This window comes from Rhizobium lentis, from assembly GCF_017352135.1.
GTDB classification, from domain to species: domain Bacteria; phylum Pseudomonadota; class Alphaproteobacteria; order Rhizobiales; family Rhizobiaceae; genus Rhizobium; species Rhizobium lentis.
The window spans coordinates 1610775-1633754 of record NZ_CP071454.1 but is presented as its reverse complement, the minus strand read 5'-3'; the positions used below and the strand labels follow the sequence as shown (position 1 = coordinate 1633754).

The following is a 22980-nucleotide window of genomic DNA, read 5'->3' as shown; positions in this document are numbered from 1 at the left end:
TGCCTCAGATGTGATCTATATAGATCATCGCAACTTCACTTCCTACCGCCGGGAGGCATACAAAATGACGCGCGAGACGACCGGGCCTTCGGCGATGGAGAGGCTGCTTGCGACGCTCGATCTCGAGCCCATCGAGGTCGATATCTTCCGCGGACGCAGCCCTCAGGCCGGCTGGCAGCGGGTGTTCGGCGGCCAGGTCATCGGCCAAGCGCTGATGGCGGCCCAGCGCACCATCGAAGGCGAGCGTTTCGTCCATTCGCTGCATGCTTATTTCATGCGCCCCGGCGATCCATCCGTGCCGATCATCTACCAGGTGGAGCGCATCCGCGACGGATCGAGCTTCAACACCAGGCGTGTCGTTGCGATCCAGCATGGCAGGGCGATCTTCGCGCTGTCGGCTTCGTTCCAGCTGGAGGAGCCGGGCTTCGACCACCAGATCGCCATGCCTGGTGTGGCGATGCCGGAAGCGCTGCTCGGCGAACAGCAGATCAAGGAGCAATATCTCGCCCATGCACCGGAGGCGATCCGGAAATACTGGCAGCGCGAGCGGCCGATCGAGATCCGTCCTGTCTCGCTGACCCATTACTTTTCCGACAGGAAGCTCGATCCCAGGCAGGACGTCTGGGTGCGTGCCACCGGCCCGGTTCCCGACGACCGGCTCTATCAGGCGGCCGTCCTTGCCTATCTCTCAGACATGACGCTGCTCGATACCGCGCTTTATGCGCACGGCACATCCATTTTCGACCAGAACCTGCAGGTGGCGAGCCTCGATCACTCCATGTGGTTCCACCGGCCCTGCAAGCTCGAGGACTGGCTGCTTTATACGCAGGATAGTCCGTCGGCTTCAGGCGCAAGGGGATTGACCCGCGGCAGTTTGTTTACCCGAACAGGCGTGCTGATCGCGTCCGTTGCGCAAGAAGGGTTGATTCGGAAAAAGGCAAATGAATAAATATTATGCATATTTGTAAATTTGCGCATTATTTGTGCGCTTATTGCTCGGTCAACTGCCTGTTTATTGGCACTATTGATTATAGTATTTATTTTTCAATGGCTTAATCACCGCTTCGAATCTGGCACGTCCTTTGAATGTATATCGCCGGTCGCTGTTCATGAACGTCAGCGGCAAGGAGAGTCGGCTCCGCGCCGAGGATAACGAAGGATGGGAAACCAGATGAAAATTGTGATGGCTATTATCAAGCCGTTCAAGCTCGATGAGGTCCGCGAAGCCCTGACGGCGATCGGCATTCAGGGCCTGACCGTAACCGAGGTGAAGGGTTACGGGCGCCAGAAGGGGCACACTGAAATCTATCGCGGCACCGAATATGCGGTCAGCTTCCTGCCGAAGCTCAAGATCGAAATCGCGGTTGCATCGGAACTCGTCGACAGGGCGGTCGAAGCCATCGCGGCATCGGCCAAGACCGGCCAGATCGGTGACGGCAAGATTTTCGTCTATTCGATCGACCATGCCGTGCGCATCCGTACGGGCGAAACCGATTCAGAAGCGCTGTAACGAACGGCAGATCAAGGAGCTTTTTCCAATGTCAATTTCGAAGTTTTCCTCCACCTTTGCGCGGGTCGGCGCAGCATCGGCCGCGCTTCTTGCGCCGGCCGTAGCCTTTGCGCAGGAAGCCGCTGCACCAGCCGCTGCCGCCGCTGCTCCCGCCCTCACGATGGACAAGGGTGACAATACCTGGATGCTCGTCTCCTCGGCGCTCGTCCTTTTGATGACCATCCCCGGCCTTGCACTATTCTACGGCGGTCTCGTCCGCGCCAAGAACATGCTCTCCGTGCTGATGCAGGTCTTCATGATCACGGCCGTCGTGGCGCTGCTCTGGGTGACCTACGGCTATTCGCTCGCCTTCACCGACGGCGGCTCGCTGAACAGCTTCGTCGGCGGCTTCTCCAAGGCGTTCCTTGCCGGCGTCAACACCTCGTCGCTGGTCGAGACCTTCTCGAAGGGCGTCGCCATTCCCGAATACACCTTCGTCGTCTTCCAGATGACCTTCGCCTGCATCACGCCCGGCCTCATCGTCGGCGCCTTCGCCGAGCGCGTCAAGTTCTCGGCCGTCATGCTCTTCGTCGTGCTGTGGGTCACCTTCATCTACTTCCCGATGGCGCACATGGTCTGGTTCTGGGGTGGCCCGAGCTCCTACACCTCGCCGGCCGGCCTGATCTTCTCCTACGGCGCCATCGACTTCGCCGGCGGCACCGTCGTTCACATCAATGCCGGTATCGCTGGCCTCGTCGGCGCTATCATGCTCGGCAAGCGCACCGGCTATAAGAAGGAAATCATGGCTCCGCATTCGATGACGCTGACCATGGTCGGCGCCTCGCTTCTCTGGGTCGGCTGGTTCGGCTTCAACGCCGGCTCCAACCTCGAGGCCAATGGCTATGCATCACTTGCCATGATCAACACCTTCGTCGCGGCAGCCGCCGCCGCGGTATCCTGGTGCATCGTGGAAAGCCTCGCCCGCGGCAAGGCTTCGATGCTCGGTGGCGCTTCCGGCGCCGTCGCCGGCCTCGTCGCCGTCACCCCGGCCGCTGGCTTTGCCGGCCCGATGGGTTCGATCGTTCTCGGCCTCGTCGTCTCTCCGCTCTGCTACTTCTTCGTCGACGTCGTGAAGAACAAGTTCAATTACGACGACAGCCTCGACGTCTTCGGCGTCCATTGCATCGGCGGCATCGTTGGTGCTCTCGGTACCGGCATCCTCGTCAATCCGGCGCTGGGCGGTGCAGGCATCGTCGACTACTCGACGGCAGATTTCGCCGCCACCTATGCCGGCACGGCAACCCAGGTCCTGAACCAGGGGAAGGGTGTTCTCACGACTCTCCTCTGGTCGGGTATCGGTTCGGCGATCCTCTACAAGATCGTCGACGTCGTCGTCGGCCTGCGCGTGAGCGTCGAAGCCGAGCGCGAAGGTCTCGACCTCGCGACCCACGGCGAAGCCGCCTACCACTCGTAACATCGGCTTTGGGCGCCCGGCATGAGGGCGCCCTTCACGGCCCGTCGCGGCTCTCACCACGAGCCGCTCTTGGCCCGAACCTTCCAGGGTTCGGGCCTTTTTTCATTTCCCCACCCGGAATATGCATGCCGGCACGCATGGTTAACATCGCTTTAACCCCGCTCTGATTAGGTAGAGCGGACGCATTTGGCATGGCGAGGCTTCGGCGATTCGCCTGCCCTCAGGCATTGGACGGGTTAGACACATGGCAAGAAGCACGTCGCCGGCAATGGATGGCCGTCCGGATCGGTTCTCCTTCTCGGCATTCATGCTGCGGCAGATCCAGGCACTCATCGGCTTTGCGATCTTTCTGCTGCTGGCGTTTTGCGTTGCGGCGCTGGCGACATGGAACGTCGCGGATCCGAGCTATTCCTACGCCACCGCCAACCTGCCGACGAATATCCTTGGCTACAGCGGCGCCGCCTTTGCCGATATCGTCATGCAGTTCCTGGGGCTTGCCAGCGTCGTGTCAATGCTGCCGATCGTCGCCTGGGCACTGACGATGATCTCCGGCCGTCGCTTCGACCGCATCCCGGCCCGCATCGGGGCCTGGCTTGCCGGCTCGGTGCTTTCCTCCGCCGTCATAGGCTGTTTCCCGCCACCGCTTACCTGGCCGATCCCGAACGGAATCGGCGGCGTCATCGGCGATATGATCCTGCGCTTTCCCGCGCTCTTCGTCGGCGCTTATCCCACCGGCACCTTCGCCATGGTGGTCGGCTGCATCTTTGCCGTGCCGACCGCCTGGATGATGCTCTTCGCATCGGGCCTCGTCGGGCGCAGCGAGATCGACGACGAAATCGAGGACGACTATGTCGAGACGACGAGCAAGGTTCGAGTCGTCGGAGACGAGGACGACGAAGAGGACGAGTCGCGCTGGGTCGCTTTCAGCGGCGCCATGACGCATGCCTGGTACATGAGCCAGAGCCGACTGCGGCGGCTCTTCGGCATGGGACCACGCAAACGGCGCCAGGGCGATTTCGAATCGCCCTATGATTTCAACGATGATGAGTTCGGTACGCTGAACGAACCAGTCCGGGCCAAGACGCCGGCCGTCCGCGGCGAGCGCCTGGAACCATCGATGGAGCCGCGGGCGGTTTCATCTAGCCGCGTCGCAGCCGCGCCGTCGCTTTCCATCGACGACGAGGATGAGGACGACGATCCGCCCTTCGATGCCGACATGCCGCCGCGTCCGGCCGACATCCTGCCGGACGACGATGACGATGACTGGATGATCCGCGCGCCGGCGAAAGCCGCCGGCAAGCCGGAGCCTCGCGTCGTCCCGGCAATCGCGCGTCCGAAGCCCGGCGCGCGTATCGAACGGGAAGCGCAGGGTTCGTTCATCCGCCCCGAAGGTTTCCAGCTTCCCTCGATGCATTTGCTTGCCGAGCCCAGGAACGTGGTGCGCGATTCGACATTGTCTGCCGATGCGCTGGAGCAGAATGCCCGCATGCTCGAGGGCGTGCTCGAGGATTTCGGCGTCAAGGGCGAGATCATTCATGTCCGTCCCGGTCCCGTCGTCACGCTCTACGAACTGGAGCCGGCGCCCGGCATCAAGTCGTCACGCGTCATCGGCCTGGCCGACGATATCGCCCGCTCGATGAGCGCCATTGCCGCCCGCGTCGCCGTCGTGCCCGGCCGCAATGCAATCGGTATCGAACTGCCGAACCAGACGCGCGAGACCGTCTACTTGCGCGAATTGATCGGCTCCCGGGATTTCGACGGCAGCAAGGCCAAGCTTGCCATGGCGCTCGGCAAGACGATCGGCGGCGAAGCCGTCATCGCCGACCTCGCCAAGATGCCGCACCTGCTCGTCGCCGGCACCACCGGCTCGGGTAAATCGGTCGCCATCAATACGATGATCCTGTCGCTGCTCTATCGCATGACGCCGGAACAGTGCCGGCTGATCATGATCGATCCGAAGATGCTCGAACTCTCCGTCTATGACGGCATTCCGCATCTGCTTTCTCCTGTTGTCACCGATCCGAAGAAGGCCGTCGTCGCGCTCAAATGGACCGTGCGCGAGATGGAAGAGCGCTACAAGAAGATGTCGAAGATCGGCGTGCGCAACATCGACGGCTTCAACACGCGCGTCGAACAGGCCCTGTCGAAGGGCGAAGTGATTTCCCGCACGGTGCAGACCGGCTTCGACCGCCACACCGGCGAAGCCATGTACGAGACCGAGGAATTCGATCTGAAGCCAATGCCCTATATCGTCGTCATCATCGACGAAATGGCCGATCTGATGATGGTCGCCGGCAAGGATATCGAAGGTGCGGTCCAGCGTCTGGCCCAGATGGCGCGCGCCGCCGGCATCCACGTGATCATGGCGACGCAGCGCCCCTCTGTCGACGTCATCACCGGCACGATCAAGGCAAACTTTCCGACCCGCATCTCCTTCCAGGTCACCTCGAAGATCGACAGCCGCACCATTCTCGGCGAACAGGGCGCCGAACAGCTGCTCGGCATGGGCGACATGCTCTACATGGCGGGCGGCGGGCGTATCCAGCGTGTGCACGGTCCCTTCGTCTCGGATGTCGAGGTGGAAGAGATCGTCTCCTACCTGAAGACGCAGGGCTCGCCGCAATATCTCGATGCGATCACCGCCGATGACGACGAGGACGGCGATTACGGCGGCGGCCCGGCCGGCACGTCAAACCTTGCGGAATCGGAAGACCCCTACGACCAGGCCGTTGCCGTCGTGCTGCGCGACGGCAAGGCCTCCACCTCCTATGTTCAGCGCCGGCTCGGCATAGGCTACAACCGCGCCGCCTCGCTGATCGAGCGCATGGAGAAGGAAGGGATCATCGGGCCGGCCAACCATGCCGGCAAACGCGAAATCCTCGTTCCGACCGAAGACGACATCCTCGACCGCTGAGATAAGCGCCATATATTTCTGATGTGGCCGCCTCGTCGGAAACGTGATGGCATCAAGGGCGTTCGCGCGCCGATCGCAACGCCTTGAAGACGCCGCCTTTCGGCGGCATGCAGATCGCATAAAGGAGATTTAGATGCGTAACTCCGATTCCTTCCTCTCCGGCCTGGCGATGACGCGCCGCGATCTTCTCGGCGCTTTCGCCGTCGCTGCCACGGCGAGCGCCATTCCCCTCGGTGCTTACGCTCAGGCGGCAGCGCCGGCCTCCGGAACCGCACAAGCAATCGCCGATCATTTCTCCGGCGTCACGACGATGCAGGGCGAATTCGTCCAGTTCGGTCCGCGCGGCGAGCAGACCGGCGGCAAGTTCTTCATCCAGCGCCCGGGCAAGCTGCGTTTCAATTATGACGAACCGTCGCCGATGCGGGTGATCGCCGACGGCAAGAACGTCGCCATCGGCAATACCAAGCTCAAGACCTGGGATCTCTATCCGCTCTCCAAGACCCCGCTCAGCTTGCTCCTGGCGCGGCATATCGACCTGTCGGCCGGCATGGTAAAGGGCGTGAAGGAAGAGTCGGACCTGACGACGATCGCACTTGGCAACAACACGGTGTTCGGCAACTCGACGATTACCATGATGTTCGACCCGAAGACCTACGACCTGCGTCAGTGGACGATCACCGACAACCAGGGCAAGGATACCTCGGTGATGATCTTCAACGTCAAGACGGGTGTGCAGTTCGACGACCGCGTCTTCCGCGTGCCCTATGAAAGCATCCCCGGCACGCCTCAGTCGCGGGACTGATCGTCGGGCCTGCTCGCCTTAAGCTCGCTCTGTTCCAGGGTCTTTTCGGTTGATCGGCCGATGCTTTTGCACGCGGCCGGTTTCCTCTCGTCCGCCTTTGTTCTAAAGCCCTTTCATGAAAGCGCGTCGCGTCGAGCCGCAGTTCTGCGGTTCGGCTGGCATGCGGGATTTGACGCGAGAGGGCATGGGCATGAGCTTTTCGATCACCACCTGGAACATCAACTCGGTGCGGCTGCGCATGCCGATCGTCGAGCAGTTCGTTCTCAAGCATAGGCCGGATATTCTCTGCTTGCAGGAAACCAAGGTGCCGAACGAGCTCTTTCCGGCCGCGCCCTTGCGGGCCATGGGCTATGATCACATCATCATCCATGGCCAGAAGGGCTATCATGGCGTGGCGATCGCCTCGCGCGTTCCGCTGACGGAAGACCACCGGCAGGATTATTGCGGCGTCGGCGATGCCCGCCACATATCGGCGGTCTTCGAGCGCGGCAATCGCCGTGTTCGGCTGCACAATTTCTACGTTCCGGCCGGCGGCGACGAGCCGGATCGCACGATCAATCCGAAATTCGGCCACAAGCTCGATTTCATCGAGGAGATGAAGCTGCTGAAGGCCAATGGCGAGGCCAATACGTCGGCCATCCTGGTCGGCGACCTCAACATCGCGCCACTGGAGCACGATGTCTGGTCGCACAAGCAATTGCTGAAGATCGTCAGCCATACACCTGTTGAGACCGATGGGCTCATCGAGGTGATGAAGCGCGGCGGCTGGCTCGACCTCATGCGCCAGCATGTGCCGGCCAGCGAGAAGCTTTACACCTGGTGGAGCTACCGCGCCAAGGATTGGGAGGCGGCCGACCGCGGCCGCCGCCTCGACCATATCTGGTCGTCATCGGATCTCGGACCGCATCTCAGGCGGATCGAGATTCTGAAGGAAGCGCGCGGCTGGGACCGGCCGTCGGACCACGTGCCGGTGACGGCGCATTTCGATTTGTGATGCAGTGGATTCTCCAGCAGTTCGAAGATACCCATAAGTTGGCCGAGGCGCTCGACCGGCTCGGTATCCCCTATACATGGCACAAGGTCGTCCCCTTTGTCGGCGAACTTATCCCCGAGCCCCTCGTCGCCGATCCGGGTTCCGTCATCATGTTCGGCTCCTATTCGCTGTGGAAGAACGCCGAGGCGAACGGCTACTGGCCGGGCGTGTTCAAGCTGCGTCCTTTCGTCCAGGAACAAGTTTGGCATCCCTATCTCCTCAACGGCCCCGATGCACTATTCCTCACTCTCCGAGACGTTCCCGCGCGTCTGATCGACGACGGGAGGCAATGGTTCCTGCGTCCCGTCGACGACAGTAAGGAGGAGCCCGGTAACGTCAAATCGACGGACGAGATCCTCCGCATGGCGGAGCGGGTCCTCGCGCTCGACGAAGATGAAATCCCGACAGGGTCGCTTCGCCACGACACGCTGCTGATGTTCACCAAGCCTGTCCGTATCTTGCGCGAATGGCGTCTCTGGGCCGTCAATGATCGGATCGTCACCTATTCGCTCTACAAAGACGGATCGCGTATCATCCATCGCCACGAGATTGATGACGATGTGTTGGAGTTTGGGCAGCGCATGGTGGACGTCAATGCCGGTTACTCGCCGGCTTATGTCATCGACGTCTGTCGCACCGAAGAGGGATTGAAGCTGCTTGAGACGAACTGCATCAACGCCGCCGGGTTTTACGCCGCCGACCTCGCGACGCTTGCCGCGGCGATCGACGGCCTGGTTCGCGATTAACAGCTCGCGCTATTTGTTGTGGGCCGGGTGGTTCAGCTGAATCGGTAAAACTGGCTTGCGGCCTTGGCCGCGAGTTCGGCGAGATTGTCGCGGATGCGGTTCTCGATCAACCGCGCCGCATCGGGATATTCCTCCAGCAGCCGATGGAAGAGGGCGCGTGTGATGCGGATGATGCTGGTGTCCTCGCGCGCGATCGCGGTGAACTTGCGTTCCACCAGCGTGACCAGCGCCAGCTCCGAAATCAGCGTTCCGGGACCGGCTACCCCCCCTGTCCGCTGCATGCCGTCGCTGCTCGTCGTGCTCAGTTCGAGGCTGCCGCTCAAGACGACATAGGCGCTTTCGGCCGGTGAGCCCTGGCGAAACAGCATCTGGCCGGCAGCGATCATACGCCGGTCGGCGCCGAAGGCGATCAGCCGCAACTGATCCTCGCTCATGTCTTTGAACAGTGGAAGCTGCGAAAGCAGATGAATGTCGTCGGTCAGCGCCATGCGGGCTTTTCGCCTTAGGGCAATTCCAGCAAAAATGCGTAAGGGCCTTGGGTCCGGAATTGCGTGAAAACACAGAGATAGAGCATTCCGTGATTCGAGGGAAAACGGAAATGCTCTAGGGTACGATCTTATAGCCGCCGTTTTCCGTGACGAGAATTTCGGCATTGGAGGGATCGCGCTCGATCTTCTGGCGCAGGCGGTAGACGTGGGTTTCCAGCGTGTGTGTCGTGACGCCAGAATTGTAACCCCAGACCTCTTCGAGAAGAACGTCGCGGGTAACCACCTTCTGTTCGGCACGATAGAGATAGCGGATGATGGCCGCTTCCTTTTCCGTCAGACGGATCTTCTGGCCGTTGTCGGTGGTGAGCAGTTTCTGGCTCGGCTTGAAGAGATAGGGGCCGACGGTGAAAGTCGCGTCCTCGCTCTGCTCATGCTGGCGCAGCTGCACGCGGATGCGCGCGAGCAGCACGGCAAAGCGGAAAGGCTTAGTGACATAGTCGTTGGCGCCGGCTTCGAGGCCGAGAATTGTGTCGGAATCGGTATCGTGGCCGGTCAGCATGATGATCGGCGCTTTGAAGCCGCCCTTGCGCAGGAGCTTCACCGCTTCACGGCCGTCCATGTCAGGCAGGCCGACATCCATGATCAGCAGGTCGACCGGCGTCGAGCGGGCGGTCGCTACACCCTTGCCGGCGTTGGCTTCCTGCAGAACCGTGAATTCCTCATAAAGCGACAATTGCTCCGTCAGGGTCTGGCGAAGGTCCTCGTCATCATCCACCAGAAGAATGGTGCGTGCGGTCATGCCGTTGCGTCCTCAAAGTTAAGTCCCTTAGTCCTACGCCAAATTGCAGCTTTGGCAAGGATCGGCCGGCGGGGTTGTTGCCGGGCAGGTTTTCATATGATTTCAATTAGGACCTCTAGCAATGCAAGACATGCGAGAAAAATGGAAAAAGCAAGGCAGAGCCGGGGGATGAGACCGTCCACGATTGTGGTGCGCCCGGCGCCGGGGAAGAAGAGCCGCGCGATCGTCCGGCTCGGTGCGATCACCGTGCCGGCCGCGATCGGCCGCTCCGGCCGCACCATCATGAAACGTGAGGGCGACGGCGCAACGCCGATCGCGTCGATGAAGCTGATATCGGGTTTTCGGCGCGGCGAGCGGAACGGCCGTCTCGCGACTGGGCTTGCCCTGCGGCGCATCCGCGCCGACATGCTTTGGTGCGACCAGCCCGACAACGCCAGCTACAACAGCCTCGTCAGGGCGCCGTTCGGTCCAAGCCATGAGGAGATGAGGCGCAGCGACGGGCTATACGATATCTGCCTGGTGATGGACTGGAATATCTCCTCGCGGGCGCGCAATCGCGGCTCGGCGATCTTCTTCCATCTCATTCGGCCGGGCTACGAGCCGACGGCCGGCTGCGTGGCGGTAAGCCTCAGGGACATGCGCCGCCTTCTGCCTCACCTTCGAAAGGGAACGATTGTCCGCGTGCTCTGATTGTCTTCAGGATGCGGCCGCCTATATGCTCTCGGTGACCGAACGCTCAGGCTGAAATGCGTTCCGGGACGTCTGCGGATTTGCGGGCGCAATCCATGCCTCGTCCAATTCTTCAAACTCCCGGAGAGATATTGTGACCGCTCAACCCATCATCACTTTCCATGACGGACATTCCATTCCGCAGGTCGGCCTTGGCGTCTGGCAGACGCCGCAGGAGATCGCTGCGCCAACCGTGCGCACGGCCATTGCCGCCGGTTATCGCCACATCGATACCGCTTCCGGCTACGACAACGAGGAGGGCGTCGGCGAAGGCATCCGCTCGTCCGGTCTCGACCGCAAGGATATCTTTGTCACGACCAAACTCAGGAACACCGACCAAGGCTACGACAATACGCTGCGGGCCTTCGACGGCAGCCTGAAGAAACTCGGCTCCGACTATGTCGACCTTTATCTGGTTCACTGGCCGTCGCCGCATCGCGGCCTTTACACCGAGACCTGGAAGGCCTTCGTGCGCATCCGGGAAGAGGGCCGGGCCCGCTCGATCGGCGTGTCGAACTTCTATCCCGAGCATCTCGAACGCATTATCGGCGAGACGGGCGTCGTTCCCGTCATCAACCAGATCGAACTGCATCCCGACTTTCAGCAGAAGGCGGCGCAGGAGGCACACAAGAAGTTGAACATCGTCACCGAATCCTGGAGCCCGCTCGGCCAGGGCCAGTTCATCTCGAACCCTGTCATCGGCCAGATCGCCAGGAAGCATGGCAAGACGCCGGCCCAGACCATCATCCGCTGGCACATCGATACCGGCCTCGTCGTCATCCCGAAATCAGTCACGCCATCGCGCATCGAAGAGAACTTCCAGGTATTCGACTTCAAGCTCGATGCCGATGACATGTCCGCGATCGCCAAGCTCGACAGTGCCGGTGCTCGCATGGGGCCGGATCCGATGACGGCGGCTTTCTGACCGCCATAGCGCGGTGACGGTATGGCGGCCTTTCGTCAGTAGTTGCAGTTTGACGATCCGTTGGTCGGAGCAAAGCCGTAGCCGCAGGTCTTGTTCAGGGGCTGCCGCCGGCCGATCGAGCCGGTATACTCGCCGAAGGCGGCCGCGGGATACCAGTAACCGTTCGAGCTCTTGATATATCCGGGCCGGGCGCTCTCATATCCGCGGTATCCGTTGAGAGACGGTATCTTGCTTTGCGCCACCTGATACAGCAGGCCGGAAGAGGCCGTGACCGGCGGTATTGCTGGATGGATCGGTCCGGCGACGGCGGCGTCGATCGATGGCTGTGACGCAAATATGATCAGGCTGGCTTGCAGTACACTCCGGACGATTTTCTGCCTCATGGCCATCCCCCAATGGCGCGGTGTTCGCCGAAGCCGGAACGGTACCTGTCGCGTGTTGCGCCCATATTGATGAGGCCACAGGCGTTGTCCGATGTCGATTGCCCGAATGGATGAAATTGGGAATGCGGGCCATTCACAAACGGGTTCATCTGCTCAATCACAGCGATCGGAGACGAAGCAGCGGTGCGATGAAAAGAAAACCGCCCGATGCATCAACAGCGCATCGGGCGGCTTTTTCTCTCTTCCGTCGGATGACGGATCAGTTCCACTCGCGGATATCGACGAAGTGCCCGGCGATCGCGGCGGCGGCGGCCATCGCCGGCGAGACGAGATGCGTGCGGCCCTTGAAGCCCTGGCGGCCTTCGAAATTGCGGTTCGAGGTCGAGGCGCAGCGCTCGCCCGGCTTCAGGCGGTCGTCGTTCATGGCAAGGCACATGGAGCAGCCCGGCTCACGCCAGTCGAAGCCAGCGGCCTTGAAGATCTTGTCGAGGCCTTCGGCTTCCGCCTGTTCCTTGACGAGGCCGGAGCCCGGGACGATCATCGCGCTGACGGTCGAGGCGACGGTCTTGCCTTCAACCACCTTGGCAGCGGCGCGCAAATCCTCGATGCGGCCATTGGTGCAGGAGCCGATGAAGACACGGTCGACGGTGATGTCGGTCATCTTCGTGCCCGGCTTCAGGCCCATGTAATCCAGCGCTCGCCACTTGGAGGCACGTTTCGTTTCGTCCGGAATTTCGTCCGGGTTCGGCACGATGCCCTGAACGGAGACGACGTCCTCCGGCGAGGACCCCCAGGAGACGATCGGCGGCAGTTCGGCGGCGTTCAGCTTGACGACACGGTCGAAATGAGCGCCTTCGTCAGATTTCAGCGTCTTCCAATAGGCGATTGCCTGTTCCAGCGCTTCGCCCTTCGGCGCGCGCGGCTTGCCCTTGATATATTCGAAGGTAGTTTCGTCGGGAGCGATCAGGCCGGCGCGGGCGCCGCCTTCGATCGACATGTTGCAGATCGTCATGCGGCCTTCCATCGACAGCGCGCGGATTGCTTCGCCGGCATATTCGATGACGTAGCCGGTGCCCCCCGCAGTGCCGATCTCGCCGATGATGGCAAGAACGATATCCTTGGCGGTAACGCCTGCCGGCAGCTGGCCGTCGACCTGCACCAGCATGTTCTTTGCCTTCTTCTGGATCAGTGTCTGGGTGGCGAGAACGTGCTCGACCTCGGACGTGCCGATCCCATGAGCGAGGGAGCCGAAAGCGCCGTGGGTGGAGGTGTGGCTGTCGCCGCAGACGATCGTCATGCCTGGCAGGGTGAAGCCCTGTTCCGGCCCGATGATGTGGACGATGCCCTGGCGCTTATCGTTCTCGGAATAATATTCGACGTTGAACTCGGCGGCGTTCTTGGCAAGCTGCTCGACCTGGATGCGGCTTTCCTCATTCTTGATGCCGAGATGGCGGTCGGCCGAAGTCGGAACGTTATGGTCGACGACGGCCAGCGTCTTTTCCGGGGCACGGACCTTGCGGCCGGACATGCGCAGGCCCTCGAAGGCCTGCGGCGAGGTGACTTCGTGGACCAGGTGACGGTCGATGTAGAGAAGACAGGTGCCGTCTGCCTGTTCGTCGACCAGGTGGTCGTCCCAGATCTTGTCGTAGAGGGTACGCGGTGCGCTCATGGCGGTAAGTCCGTTTTGGATACTTTGGAAAATCGGAAAAAGCGGATCAGGCTCCGCCGGCCGTCATTCGATCAACGAAGTCGGCTGTTGAGCGCACCGGACACGCACGCAAAAAACCGCGCCGGCAGGCGATAATGATCCTGCAGCACGAAAACATGCGCGCCAATGCAACTGAACTTGGATTCCATGGCGCTGGATATAGCGATTTTCGATCGAAACGGCAATTCGAATCGTGAGGCGCGTCCTTTCCGCATCCGAATGGACGCAGTCGTTCAGCGGCGCGGCATCTGCTTCATCTTCTTCTCGATCCGCCGCAGTGCCAGAGACAGGCCGATTGTCAGGATCAGATAGACATAGGTGACGATCGAATAGGTTTCGAAGAATCGAAAGGAGCCGGAGGCATAGACCTTGCCCATCTGCGTAATGTCGGCCACCCCGAGAACGGAGACGAGGGAGGAATCCTTCACCATCGACACGAAGTCGTTGGAGAGCGGCGGGAGGATAACCCGGATCGCCTGGGGGAAGACGACGAGCCGGAAGCGGCGGTAGCGCGACAGACCGAGCGATTTGGCCGCCTCGATCTGGCCGATATCGACCGACTGGAAACCGGCGCGGAAGATCTCGGCAATGAAGGAGGAATAGCCGATCATCAGCGCGATAATGGCGCGCCACATCAGCGACAGGTCTCGCACGACGATCGGTTCGGCGATCCCGGCCTTCACCAAGGGCGTGATAGCCACGTTATAGGCCGCAACAAGACCCGGCGCGCCGACAAAGGCGACATAGAAGAGCAGCACCAGCATCGGGATGCCCCGGATGATTTCGATGTAGAAGCGGGCAATCTGGCGCAGCACGATGCTGTCCGCCAAGCCGAGCAGCGCGATGCCGAGCCCAAGCACCGTTGCCAGCGCAAAGGCGACGAGCGTCACAAATACGGTGACGCCGACGCCATTCACCACTGTTCGGAAGACCTGGGTGTAAATGTCGTTGGTGATGATGACGACAGCGAGAACGATGCCGATCAGGACAAGGACGGCAAGCCACCAGGGACGGTCGTCCCTCTCGTGTCGCGGGGATGGTTGTGGCGCCATCTGCGATCGCTCGGCGGATTATTCGCCCATCTTGTAGTCGAGGAACCATTTCTTGTTCAGTGCGTCGAATGTGCCGTCGGCCTTGAGCGCGGCGATGGCCGCATTGATGGGAGCGACGAGATCGGAGCCCTTCGGGAAGATGAAACCGAAGTCCTCGGTGCCGAGCGGTTCGCCAACCACCTTCAGCCCGCCATTCGAGGAATCGACATAGCCCTTGGCAGCGACGCTGTCGGTGAGGACGAGATCGACGTCGCCGGTCTTCAGCGCCTGCACGGTGGCGCCAAAGGTTTCGAAAAGCTTGATGCGCGGGTTCTGTTCGTTACCGTCGAGGATTTCATAGACGGCAGTGTAGAAGGGCGAGGTGCCGGGCTGAGCGCCGATCAGGCCATCCTTGAATTCGCCGAAGGATTTTGCGTCGGTGAAGCGCTTCTCGTCACCGCGCACCAGCATGAACTGTTGCGAGCGCATGTAAGGGTCGGAGAAATCGACCTTTTGCTTGCGGTCATCCTTGATGGTGATGCCAGTCATGCCGATGTTGTACTGACCGTCGGACACTGCCTGGATCATCGCGTCCCAGCTGGTGTTCTGGTATTCGACCTTGAAATTCAGCCGCTTGGCAATCTCGTTCATCGCGTCATATTCCCAGCCGATCGCCTTGCCGGACTTCGGGTCGACGAATTGCAGCGGCGGATAGGCATTCTCGGTGACGACGACGACGCTCTTGCCGCCGAGATCGGGCAGTTCGGCAGCCGATACGGCTATAGGTGCAAGCATAAGGGCGGCGAAGCTTGCGAGAACGGTGCGGCGAAACAACATAGAACGGCTCCAAAATTGAACGGCGAAAATTGTCATGGATGACCTGCCGAAGGCAAGGCCGCCGGTCATGCGCAAGCGCAAAAAATAGAAAAAGGCGGCCCGAAGACCGCCTTTCCAGAAACAGAATTTTGCGCAGATCTTATTCTGCGGCCTTCTCGGCCTCGGCTGCGGCGGCTGCTTCAGCAGCGGCCTTGGCTTCGGCAGCTTCTGCTGCTGCCTTTTCGGCGGCGAGCGCCTGGGCGGCTGCAACCTTCTCGGCTTCGATGCGTGCCTTTTCCTCGGCGATGGCGGCGCGCTCGGCGTCGTTGAGCTTGCGGGCGCGAACGCCGGTGTCTTCAACGATACGAGCCGACTTGCCGCGACGATCACGGAGGTAATAGAGCTTGGCGCGACGAACCTTACCGCGGCGAACGACGTCGACGCTTTCGATCAGCGGCGAGTAAACCGGGAATACGCGCTCGACGCCTTCGCCATAGGAAATCTTGCGAACCGTGAAGTTTTCCTGCAGGCCGCCGCCGGACCGGGCGATGCAGACGCCTTCATAGGCCTGAACGCGGGTACGGTTCCCTTCCGTGACCTTCACGTTGACGCGGACGGTGTCGCCCGGGGAGAATTCGGGGAGGGTGCGCTTGGCTTCGATCTTGGCGGCCTGTTCGGCCTCAAGCTGCTGAATGATGTTCATCGTCTTAACCTTTGGTTCTTCTGAAACAGCCAGAGCGCTCGACACTGATCCCTTGGGTTAGCCTCAGGATTTTGCCCTTGCGGGCGGGAGCGGATTCGCCATTCTTTGTTTGCTGGCAGACGGGGCTAACCCCATTTCCGCGTGCGCCAATACACCAAAGCCTGCAGCTTGTCATCCCTCGCACGACATTTTTGTGAAAGGGCCGGCGGAATCAGCTGTTTTTCTCAGCTTTACAGCGCCGCGCATCTTTTCGATGCGCGAAAGGACGCTGTAACACTTTGAATCCACGCATCGTACTTTCCGAACATCGATTACGTTTTTCGGGTCGATGCGTTGGCCTTTTCCAGCAGATCCGGGCGCCGCTCGCGGGTCAGCCGCACTGCCTCCTGATGACGCCATTTCTCGATGGCACCATGGTTGCCCGAGGTGAGGATCGACGGGATTTCTCGGCCTTCCCACTCCTGCGGCCGGGTGTAATGGGGATGTTCCAGCAGTCCGCCTTCGAAGCTTTCATGCAGGCCCGAGAGATCGTTGCCCATGACGCCGGGCAGGATGCGGATGATCGCGTCGAGCAGGATCAATGCAGCTGGTTCGCCGCCCGATAGCACGTAGTCGCCGATCGAGACTTCTTCCAGCCCGCGCGCCTCAATGACGCGCTGGTCGACGCCCTCAAAACGGCCACAGACGATGATGACGCCCTCGCCCGATGCAAGCTCGCGTACACGCTCCTGCGTCAACGGCCGCCCGCGCGGGCTCATCAGCAGGCGCGGCCGCGTGTCGTTTTCCGAGGCGCTGTCGATCGCGCGGGCGAGAATGTCGGGCTTCAGCACCATGCCGGCGCCTCCGCCAGCCGGGGTGTCATCGACGGTTCGGTGCTTGTCGGTTGCGAAATCGCGAATCTGGACTGTGTCCAGCGACCATTGCCCCCGCTCCATCGCCTTGGCGGCGAGCGAGAAGCCCAGATGTCCCGGAAACATCTCCGGATAGAGTGTCAGTACGCTCGCCCGGAAGGCCATGGCGTCACTTCTTCTTCGCCTTGTTCGGCGTGAACTTTGGAGGCTCGGGATCATCGATCAATCCCGCCGCAAGCGGATCGATCAGTAACGTGCCGGCTTCGAGGTCGATCTCCAACACCGAGGCTTCCGAGAAGGGGATAAGCACCGGGCGCTTGCCGGGGCCTTTGAGCTCCAGGAGATCGCCAGCGCCGAAATCGAAAACGCCGGTAACCGTGCCGTAGCTGACCCCCTTGTCGTCGCGCGCTTCCAGCCCTTCCAGATCGGCATAGTAGAACTCGTCGTCCTCCAATTCCTCGTCCGGCAGGTTCTCGCGCTCGATATAGAGTTCCAACCCATTCAGCGCTTCAGCGGCATTGCGGTCGTTGATGCCGCGGAAGCGGACGGCGACCATATTCTTCATCTCGCGGATCTCGAGGACTTCGAAGCTGCGTCCGTCCATGCTGTGCAGCTTGCCGTAGTCGCCGAGGGCGGTCGGATCGGCGGTATAGGCCTTGGCACGCACTTCACCGCGCAGGCCCTGCGCGCCGCCGATCGTCGCCATCAGAACGGGGTTTTCAAGCTTTGTCATGGGTTCCTTCATGTGAAGCCGAAAGACAGGCCTCTCATAAAACGAAGTGCGGGCGATTGGAAACGAAAACGGGCGGCATGTCGCCATGCCGCCCGCTTGATAAGGGAAGGTTCCGATTATTCCGCGGCGTCTGCAGCAGCAGCGGCGGCGTCGGCGACCTTCTGGGCCTTTTCGGCGGCGCGTTCCTGAGCGCGCTTGCCGGGCTTTGCCTTGACCGGATTGTTCTTGGCTTCGCGCTTGGCAATGCCGGCTTCGTCGAGGAAGCGCAGAACGCGGTCGGTCGGCTGGGCGCCGTTGTCGAGCCAGTGCTTGATGCGCTCGCCGTTCAGCTGAACGCGCTTCTCGTCATCCTTGGCGAGCATCGGGTTCCAGGAGCCGAGGTTTTCGAGGAAGCGGCCGTCACGCGGGCTGCGCGCATCGGCGAGAACGACGTGGTAGTACGGACGCTTCTTGGAGCCACCGCGGGCGAGACGAATTTTCAGTGCCATGTTCTTTACTCCTTAGGCTTTTCTTGACCGCTTCGTGAGGCGGTAGGGTTATCGGGCTGCGGCGTTCTGCTCAGCGTGGTCCGCAGCGATCTGCTCATGATGCCGGATGACTTCCTTGATAACGAAGTTCAGGAACTTCTCGGCGAAATCCGGGTCCAGATTGGCGGCTTTCGCCAGCTGGCGAAGGCGTTCGATCTGGTATTCCTCGCGCGCCGGGTCGGCCGGCGGCAGATTGTATTTGGCCTTCAGCACGCCGACCTCTTTGGTGCAGCGGAAGCGTTCGGCCAGCATGTGCACGAGAGCGGCATCGATATTGTCGATCGACTGACGATAGCTCGTGAGCTGGGCTTTGACGTTTGGATCAATCATGGGGCAAGCGATCCTTTCACTTCTTCTTCGGCAATCCGGGCAATCCCGGGAAACCACCGCCAAGGCCCGGCAGCTTCGCCCCGCCGAGGCCCGGCAAACCACCCGGCAGGCCGCCGAGACCGGGCATACCCCCACCCGGCTTTCCAAGTCCCGCCGCTTCCGCCTGCTTCTGCAGCGCTTCGAGCTGACGGGGGTCGATATTCGAGAGATCGGGCATGCCGCCACCCATGCCGCCGCCAAGCCCCATCTTGCCGGCAAGGCCGCCCATCATCTGCTTCATCAGGCCGCCTTTGCCCTTGCCGCCCATCATTTTCATCATGTCCGCCATCTGGCGGTGCATCTTTAAAAGCTTGTTGATGGCGGCGGCATCGGTGCCGGAACCGGCGGCGATGCGCTTCTTGCGCGAATGCTTGAGCAGGTCGGGATTGGCGCGCTCGGCCTTGGTCATCGACTGGATGATGGCGATCTGGCGGCCGAAAAGCTTGTCGTCGAGGCCGGCTGCGGCCATCTTGTCCTTCATGCCGGCCATGCCGGGCATCATGCCCATGATGCCGCCCATGCCGCCCATCTTCTGCATCTGGCGCAGCTGGTCGGCGAGGTCGTCGAGATCGAACTTGCCCTTGGCCATCTTGGCGGCCATGGCAGCCGCCTTCTCGGCGTCGATGTTTTCGGCCGCGCGCTCGACGAGCGAGACGATGTCACCCATGCCGAGGATGCGGTCGGCGATGCGGCGGGGATGGAATTCCTCGAGCTCGCTCATCTTCTCGCCGACGCCGATCAGCTTGATCGGCTTGCCGGTGACGGCGCGCATCGAAAGGGCCGCACCGCCGCGCCCGTCGCCGTCCATACGGGTCAGCACGAGGCCGGTGATGCCGACACGTTCGTCGAAGTTGCGGGCGAGGTTGACGGCGTCCTGGCCGGTGAGGCTATCGGCGACCAGCAGGATTTCATGCGGGTTCGAGCGCTTCTTGATGTCGGCCATCTCGACCATCAAGGGCTCGTCGATATGGGTGCGGCCGGCGGTATCGAGGATGACGACGTCATGGCCGCCGAGCCTGGCCGCCTGCACGGCGCGGGCTGCGATATCGGTCGGCGACTGGCCCGCGATGATCGGAAGCGTGTCGATATTGGTCTGTGCGCCGAGCTGGCGAAGCTGCTCCTGGGCTGCCGGACGGCGCGTGTCGAGCGACGCCATCAGCACCTTCTTCTTATCGCGCGCCGACAGGCGATTGGCGATCTTGGCGGTCGTCGTCGTCTTGCCCGAGCCCTGCAGGCCGACCATCATGACCACGACCGGGGCCGGGGCATGCAGGTCGATACCGACGCCTTCGCCGCCCAGCATCTCGATCAGTTCGTCATGCACGATCTTGACGACCATCTGGCCGGGCTTGATCGACTTCAGGATCTCGGCGCCGACGGCTTTTTCACGCACGCGGTCGGTGAAGGAACGCACGACGTCGAGCGCGACGTCGGCCTCCAGCAACGCGCGGCGAACCTCGCGCAGCGCCGCGGAAACATCGGCTTCCGAAAGCGCGCCACGGCCTGTCAGTCCATTCAGAATGGATCCAAGACGGTCCTGGAGGTTTTCAAACATCGGCTCTTCCTTGATACGTTTCGGGCGGGTTCGATATGCCCGGAAACGTCGTTCTTTTCCTTGACGAAAACAAGACGCAAAGCCAAAAAGCACCCGAGGGCGCATCGCGCTGTCGGGTGTTGACCTCCGGGATCATGAAGTCCCGGTCGGCGGCTCGGAGTCATGCGGCTCGTCGCGGATTGGGCGCGATAAACAGGAAAGCGGCGGGAAAGTCAAGGCGAATGCGGGCAGATGGCCGCATGGCGGGCCTTCGGCATGGGCGCCGCGGTTAAAATTCCGCCTGGCCGTCTAAGTTCGCTATAAAGGCCAGTTGCAAAATATTCCACTTATGATTCTACTTTCTACTTATGTGCATCCCTGTAAAATGATTCGTGAATATCCTTGATGCCGGGTCATCCGGCGAAGATATCGAATGATCAATCCTGATATTGAAAGTTGGGCACTGGCACGGGCCCATCATATTGTTCTCAACGAAGGCCTTAGTCTTGCAAAGGCGGCACAGGATCTGGATCGCAAACGGTCCCGCTCGCTGGTCTACGAGCTGAGAAAGGTCATCACCGCCGCTATCGTCGAGGCGCATTCGGCATCTTTCAGTTCGGACGGCACGCAGCGGTAGAAGCCGAACTGGCATCGACCCGGCTGGAACGTCTGCATGGCACTCACCCACTGGTAATTCCCTCGTATTTCCGCCATATACAGCGGAAACACAGACGGAATGATACGATGAGCGTAACGGTCGAATTCGCGAGGATGAACGGGCTTGGCAACAAGATCCTGGTCGTCGACATGCGAGGGCGGCCGGACAAGGTGACGCCTGCGGCGGCGGTCGCGCTCAATGCCGATCCGCAGACCGAGTTCGACCAGATCATGGCCATTCATGATCCGAAGGCCGACGGCACCGATGCTTTCATCGATATTCTGAACTCCGACGGCTCGAAGGCGCAGGCCTGCGGCAACGGCACGCGCTGCGTCGTGCAGGCCCTTGCCGCCGAGACCGGCCGGAAGGCTTTCACCTTCCAGACGGTCGCCGGAATCCTGAACGCCGTCGAGCACGAGGACGGAACAATTTCCGTCGATATGGGCCGGCCGGTCTTCGATTGGGACAAGATTCCGCTGGCGGAAGAATTCCACGATACCAGCCGCATCGAGCTGCAGATCGGCCCGATCGACAATCCCGTGCTGCATTCGCCATCCGCCATGTCGATGGGCAATCCGCATGCGATCTTCTGGGTGGACAAGGATGTGATGTCCTACGATCTCGCCCGTTTCGGGCCGCTGCTGGAAAACCATCCGATGTTTCCCGAGCGCGCCAATATCACGCTGGCGCAGGTGACATCGCCGACCTCATTGACGACGCGCACCTGGGAGCGCGGCGCGGGTCTGACGCTCGCCTGCGGCTCGGCCGCCTGTTCGGCCGCCGTCAGTGCCGCGCGCACCGGCCGCACCGGTCGCAAGGTGACGATCAATGTGGCGAGCGCCAAGCCGCCGGCGACACTTTCGATCGAGTGGCGCGAGCGCGATGGTCACGTCATCATGACCGGTCCCGCCGAATGGGAGTGGTCGGGCCGGCTCGATCCGTCGACCGGCCTCTGGTCGCGCGACGATAGCCGGGAGGCCGGGGCGCAGTGAGCGGCATCGAGGTCATTACCTTCGGCTGCCGCCTCAACACATATGAATCCGAAGTGATGAAGGCGCAGGCCGAAAAGGCCGGGCTCAACAACGCCATTCTGGTCAATACCTGTGCGGTGACCGGTGAAGCGGTGCGCCAAGCCCGCCAGGCGATTCGCCGGGCGCGGCGCGACAATCCGCATGCCCGCATCATCGTCACCGGCTGCGCCGCGCAGACGGAAAAAGAGACTTTTGCCGCCATGGCCGAAGTCGATGCGGTGCTCGGCAACGAAGAAAAGCTCGCGAGTGCTTCCTATCGCAGCCTGCCGGATTTCGGCGTTTCGGCCGAGGAGAAGCTCCGCGTCAACGATATCATGAGCGTCAAGGCGACGGCGCCGCAGATGGTCAGGCATATTGACGGCCACGTGCGCGCCTTCATCCAGGTGCAGAACGGCTGCGATCACCGCTGCACCTTCTGCATCATCCCCTATGGCCGCGGCAATTCCCGCTCCGTGCCGATGGGCGCAGTCGTCGACCAGGCCCGCAAGCTCGTCGATAGCGGCTATTGCGAAATCGTGCTGACCGGGGTCGATGCCACCAGCTATGGCGGTGACCTGCCCGGTACGCCGACGCTCGGTCTTCTGGCGAAGACGCTGCTGAAGCAGCTTCCCGATATCCGCCGCCTCAGACTTTCCTCGATCGACAGCATCGAGGCCGACGCCCATCTGATGGACCTCATCGCCGATGAGCCCCGCTTCATGCCGCATCTGCATCTGTCGCTGCAGCATGGCGACGACATGATCCTGAAGCGCATGAAGCGCCGGCACTCACGCGCCGATGCGCTGCGTTTCATCGAGGAGGCGCGCCGGCTCCGCCCCGAAATGAGTTTCGGTGCCGATATGATCGCTGGTTTTCCCACCGAAACGGAAGAGATGTTTGCCAATGCCGTGCGGCTCGCCGAACAGGCCGGCATCGCGCATCTGCATGTCTTCCCTTACAGCCCGCGTCCCGGCACGCCGGCAGCACGGATGCCGCAGCTCGACCGATCGCTCGTCAAGGATCGCGCCGCGCGGCTGCGCGCCACTGGACAGGGGCTGCATCAATCCCATCTCGATCAAATGGTCGGGACGCGGCAATGGCTGCTTGTCGAAAACAACGGCTTGGCGCATACGGAAAACTTCACGCTGGTCGCAGCCGCCGGCCTTCGTCCCGGCGAACTTGTACCGGCCACGATCACCGGCCACAATGGCAAGCATCTCGACATGCAATTGACGGCCGCAGCGGCCTGACTTTCACG

24 protein-coding genes are annotated in these 22980 nt (G+C 61.5%); 12 read left to right on the top strand and 12 right to left on the bottom strand.

Going from position 1 to position 22980, the window contains the following annotated elements:
- The first annotated feature begins 64 nt into the window (after positions 1-64).
- The 7 genes from tesB to J0663_RS07835 all read left to right on the top strand — a co-directional run bounded on the left by tesB (position 65) and on the right by J0663_RS07835 (position 8458).
- The gene (tesB, locus tag J0663_RS07865; protein ID WP_207243865.1) at positions 65-949 is read left to right on the top strand and encodes an acyl-CoA thioesterase II; all 885 of its coding nucleotides are present in this window, start codon (positions 65-67) and stop codon (positions 947-949) included.
- 210 nt (positions 950-1159) lie between these two features.
- Complete coding sequence (locus tag J0663_RS07860; RefSeq protein WP_003543684.1) at positions 1160-1510, top strand: P-II family nitrogen regulator; 351 nt, start codon at positions 1160-1162, stop codon at positions 1508-1510.
- Positions 1511-1538: 28 nt separating this feature from the next.
- Positions 1539-2963: an ammonium transporter gene (locus tag J0663_RS07855; RefSeq protein ID WP_207243864.1), complete on the top strand. Its 1425-nt coding sequence runs from the start codon at positions 1539-1541 to the stop codon at positions 2961-2963.
- Positions 2964-3207: 244 nt separating this feature from the next.
- Positions 3208-5877: an FtsK/SpoIIIE family DNA translocase gene (locus J0663_RS07850; RefSeq protein ID WP_207243863.1), complete on the top strand. Its 2670-nt coding sequence runs from the start codon at positions 3208-3210 to the stop codon at positions 5875-5877.
- A 133-nt stretch (positions 5878-6010) separates the two neighbouring features.
- A complete protein-coding gene (locus J0663_RS07845; protein ID WP_207243862.1) occupies positions 6011-6679 on the top strand; it encodes an outer membrane lipoprotein carrier protein LolA in 669 nt (222 codons plus the stop codon).
- A gap of 190 nt (positions 6680-6869) precedes the next feature.
- Positions 6870-7673: an exodeoxyribonuclease III gene (locus tag J0663_RS07840; protein ID WP_207244458.1), complete on the top strand. Its 804-nt coding sequence runs from the start codon at positions 6870-6872 to the stop codon at positions 7671-7673.
- Positions 7673-8458 carry an ATP-grasp domain-containing protein gene (locus tag J0663_RS07835; RefSeq protein WP_207243861.1) on the top strand — a complete coding sequence of 262 codons (786 nt, stop codon included), beginning with the start codon at positions 7673-7675 and terminating at the stop codon, positions 8456-8458. Before J0663_RS07840 ends, J0663_RS07835 begins: the two co-directional genes overlap by 1 nt.
- A 32-nt stretch (positions 8459-8490) precedes the next feature.
- On the opposite strand, the gene J0663_RS07830 is transcribed toward J0663_RS07835, so the two are convergent.
- Both J0663_RS07830 and J0663_RS07825 read right to left on the bottom strand, forming a co-directional pair.
- Positions 8491-8946, bottom strand: a complete 456-nt coding sequence (locus tag J0663_RS07830; protein ID WP_207243860.1) for a cyclic nucleotide-binding domain-containing protein — start codon at positions 8944-8946, stop codon at positions 8491-8493.
- 115 nt (positions 8947-9061) lie between these two features.
- Positions 9062-9745 carry a response regulator transcription factor gene (locus J0663_RS07825; protein WP_207243859.1) on the bottom strand — a complete coding sequence of 228 codons (684 nt, stop codon included), beginning with the start codon at positions 9743-9745 and terminating at the stop codon, positions 9062-9064.
- 168 nt (positions 9746-9913) lie between these two features.
- On the opposite strand from J0663_RS07825, the gene J0663_RS07820 reads away from it, so the two are divergent.
- Both J0663_RS07820 and J0663_RS07815 read left to right on the top strand, forming a co-directional pair.
- Complete coding sequence (locus tag J0663_RS07820; RefSeq protein ID WP_207243858.1) at positions 9914-10435, top strand: L,D-transpeptidase family protein; 522 nt, start codon at positions 9914-9916, stop codon at positions 10433-10435.
- 133 nt (positions 10436-10568) lie between these two features.
- Entirely contained in the window at positions 10569-11399 is an 831-nt protein-coding gene (locus tag J0663_RS07815) for an aldo/keto reductase (protein WP_207243857.1), read from the top strand.
- Positions 11400-11434: 35 nt separating this feature from the next.
- Here J0663_RS07815 and J0663_RS07810 read toward each other — a convergent pair whose 3' ends face one another.
- From J0663_RS07810 to ffh, 10 genes are all read right to left on the bottom strand, one after another.
- Positions 11435-11782 (bottom strand): cell surface protein, encoded by a 348-nt coding sequence (locus J0663_RS07810; RefSeq protein WP_207243856.1) that lies wholly within the window; start codon positions 11780-11782, stop codon positions 11435-11437.
- A gap of 259 nt (positions 11783-12041) precedes the next feature.
- On the bottom strand, positions 12042-13451 hold the full coding sequence (gene leuC, locus J0663_RS07805; protein WP_207243855.1) for a 3-isopropylmalate dehydratase large subunit: 1410 nt from the start codon (positions 13449-13451) through the stop codon (positions 12042-12044).
- 272 nt (positions 13452-13723) lie between these two features.
- On the bottom strand, positions 13724-14542 hold the full coding sequence (locus tag J0663_RS07800) for an amino acid ABC transporter permease (protein ID WP_207243854.1): 819 nt from the start codon (positions 14540-14542) through the stop codon (positions 13724-13726).
- A gap of 18 nt (positions 14543-14560) precedes the next feature.
- Positions 14561-15358, bottom strand: coding sequence for a basic amino acid ABC transporter substrate-binding protein (locus J0663_RS07795; protein WP_207243853.1), 798 nt, complete (start codon positions 15356-15358; stop codon positions 14561-14563).
- A 139-nt stretch (positions 15359-15497) separates the two neighbouring features.
- On the bottom strand, positions 15498-16040 hold the full coding sequence (gene rplS / locus J0663_RS07790; protein WP_207243852.1) for a 50S ribosomal protein L19: 543 nt from the start codon (positions 16038-16040) through the stop codon (positions 15498-15500).
- A 311-nt stretch (positions 16041-16351) separates the two neighbouring features.
- Positions 16352-17056: a tRNA (guanosine(37)-N1)-methyltransferase TrmD gene (gene trmD, locus J0663_RS07785; RefSeq protein WP_207243851.1), complete on the bottom strand. Its 705-nt coding sequence runs from the start codon at positions 17054-17056 to the stop codon at positions 16352-16354.
- Between the two features lie 4 nt (positions 17057-17060).
- Positions 17061-17624 carry a ribosome maturation factor RimM gene (gene rimM / locus J0663_RS07780; protein ID WP_207243850.1) on the bottom strand — a complete coding sequence of 188 codons (564 nt, stop codon included), beginning with the start codon at positions 17622-17624 and terminating at the stop codon, positions 17061-17063.
- 116 nt (positions 17625-17740) lie between these two features.
- Positions 17741-18112, bottom strand: coding sequence for a 30S ribosomal protein S16 (gene rpsP / locus J0663_RS07775; RefSeq protein WP_207243849.1), 372 nt, complete (start codon positions 18110-18112; stop codon positions 17741-17743).
- 48 nt (positions 18113-18160) lie between these two features.
- Positions 18161-18481 carry a chorismate mutase gene (locus J0663_RS07770; protein WP_207243848.1) on the bottom strand — a complete coding sequence of 107 codons (321 nt, stop codon included), beginning with the start codon at positions 18479-18481 and terminating at the stop codon, positions 18161-18163.
- A gap of 16 nt (positions 18482-18497) precedes the next feature.
- Entirely contained in the window at positions 18498-20075 is a 1578-nt protein-coding gene (gene ffh, locus J0663_RS07765) for a signal recognition particle protein (RefSeq protein ID WP_207243847.1), read from the bottom strand.
- A 412-nt stretch (positions 20076-20487) separates the two neighbouring features.
- Here ffh and J0663_RS07760 point away from each other — a divergent pair, with 412 nt between their 5' ends.
- The 3 genes from J0663_RS07760 (at position 20488) to mtaB (ending at position 22972) form a co-directional block, all read left to right on the top strand.
- Complete coding sequence (locus J0663_RS07760; RefSeq protein ID WP_207243846.1) at positions 20488-20691, top strand: hypothetical protein; 204 nt, start codon at positions 20488-20490, stop codon at positions 20689-20691.
- Positions 20692-20798: 107 nt separating this feature from the next.
- Positions 20799-21704 (top strand): diaminopimelate epimerase, encoded by a 906-nt coding sequence (dapF, locus tag J0663_RS07755; RefSeq protein WP_207243845.1) that lies wholly within the window; start codon positions 20799-20801, stop codon positions 21702-21704.
- The gene (gene mtaB, locus J0663_RS07750) at positions 21701-22972 is read left to right on the top strand and encodes a tRNA (N(6)-L-threonylcarbamoyladenosine(37)-C(2))-methylthiotransferase MtaB (RefSeq protein WP_207243844.1); all 1272 of its coding nucleotides are present in this window, start codon (positions 21701-21703) and stop codon (positions 22970-22972) included. Before dapF ends, mtaB begins: the two co-directional genes overlap by 4 nt.
- Positions 22973-22980 lie beyond the last annotated feature (8 nt).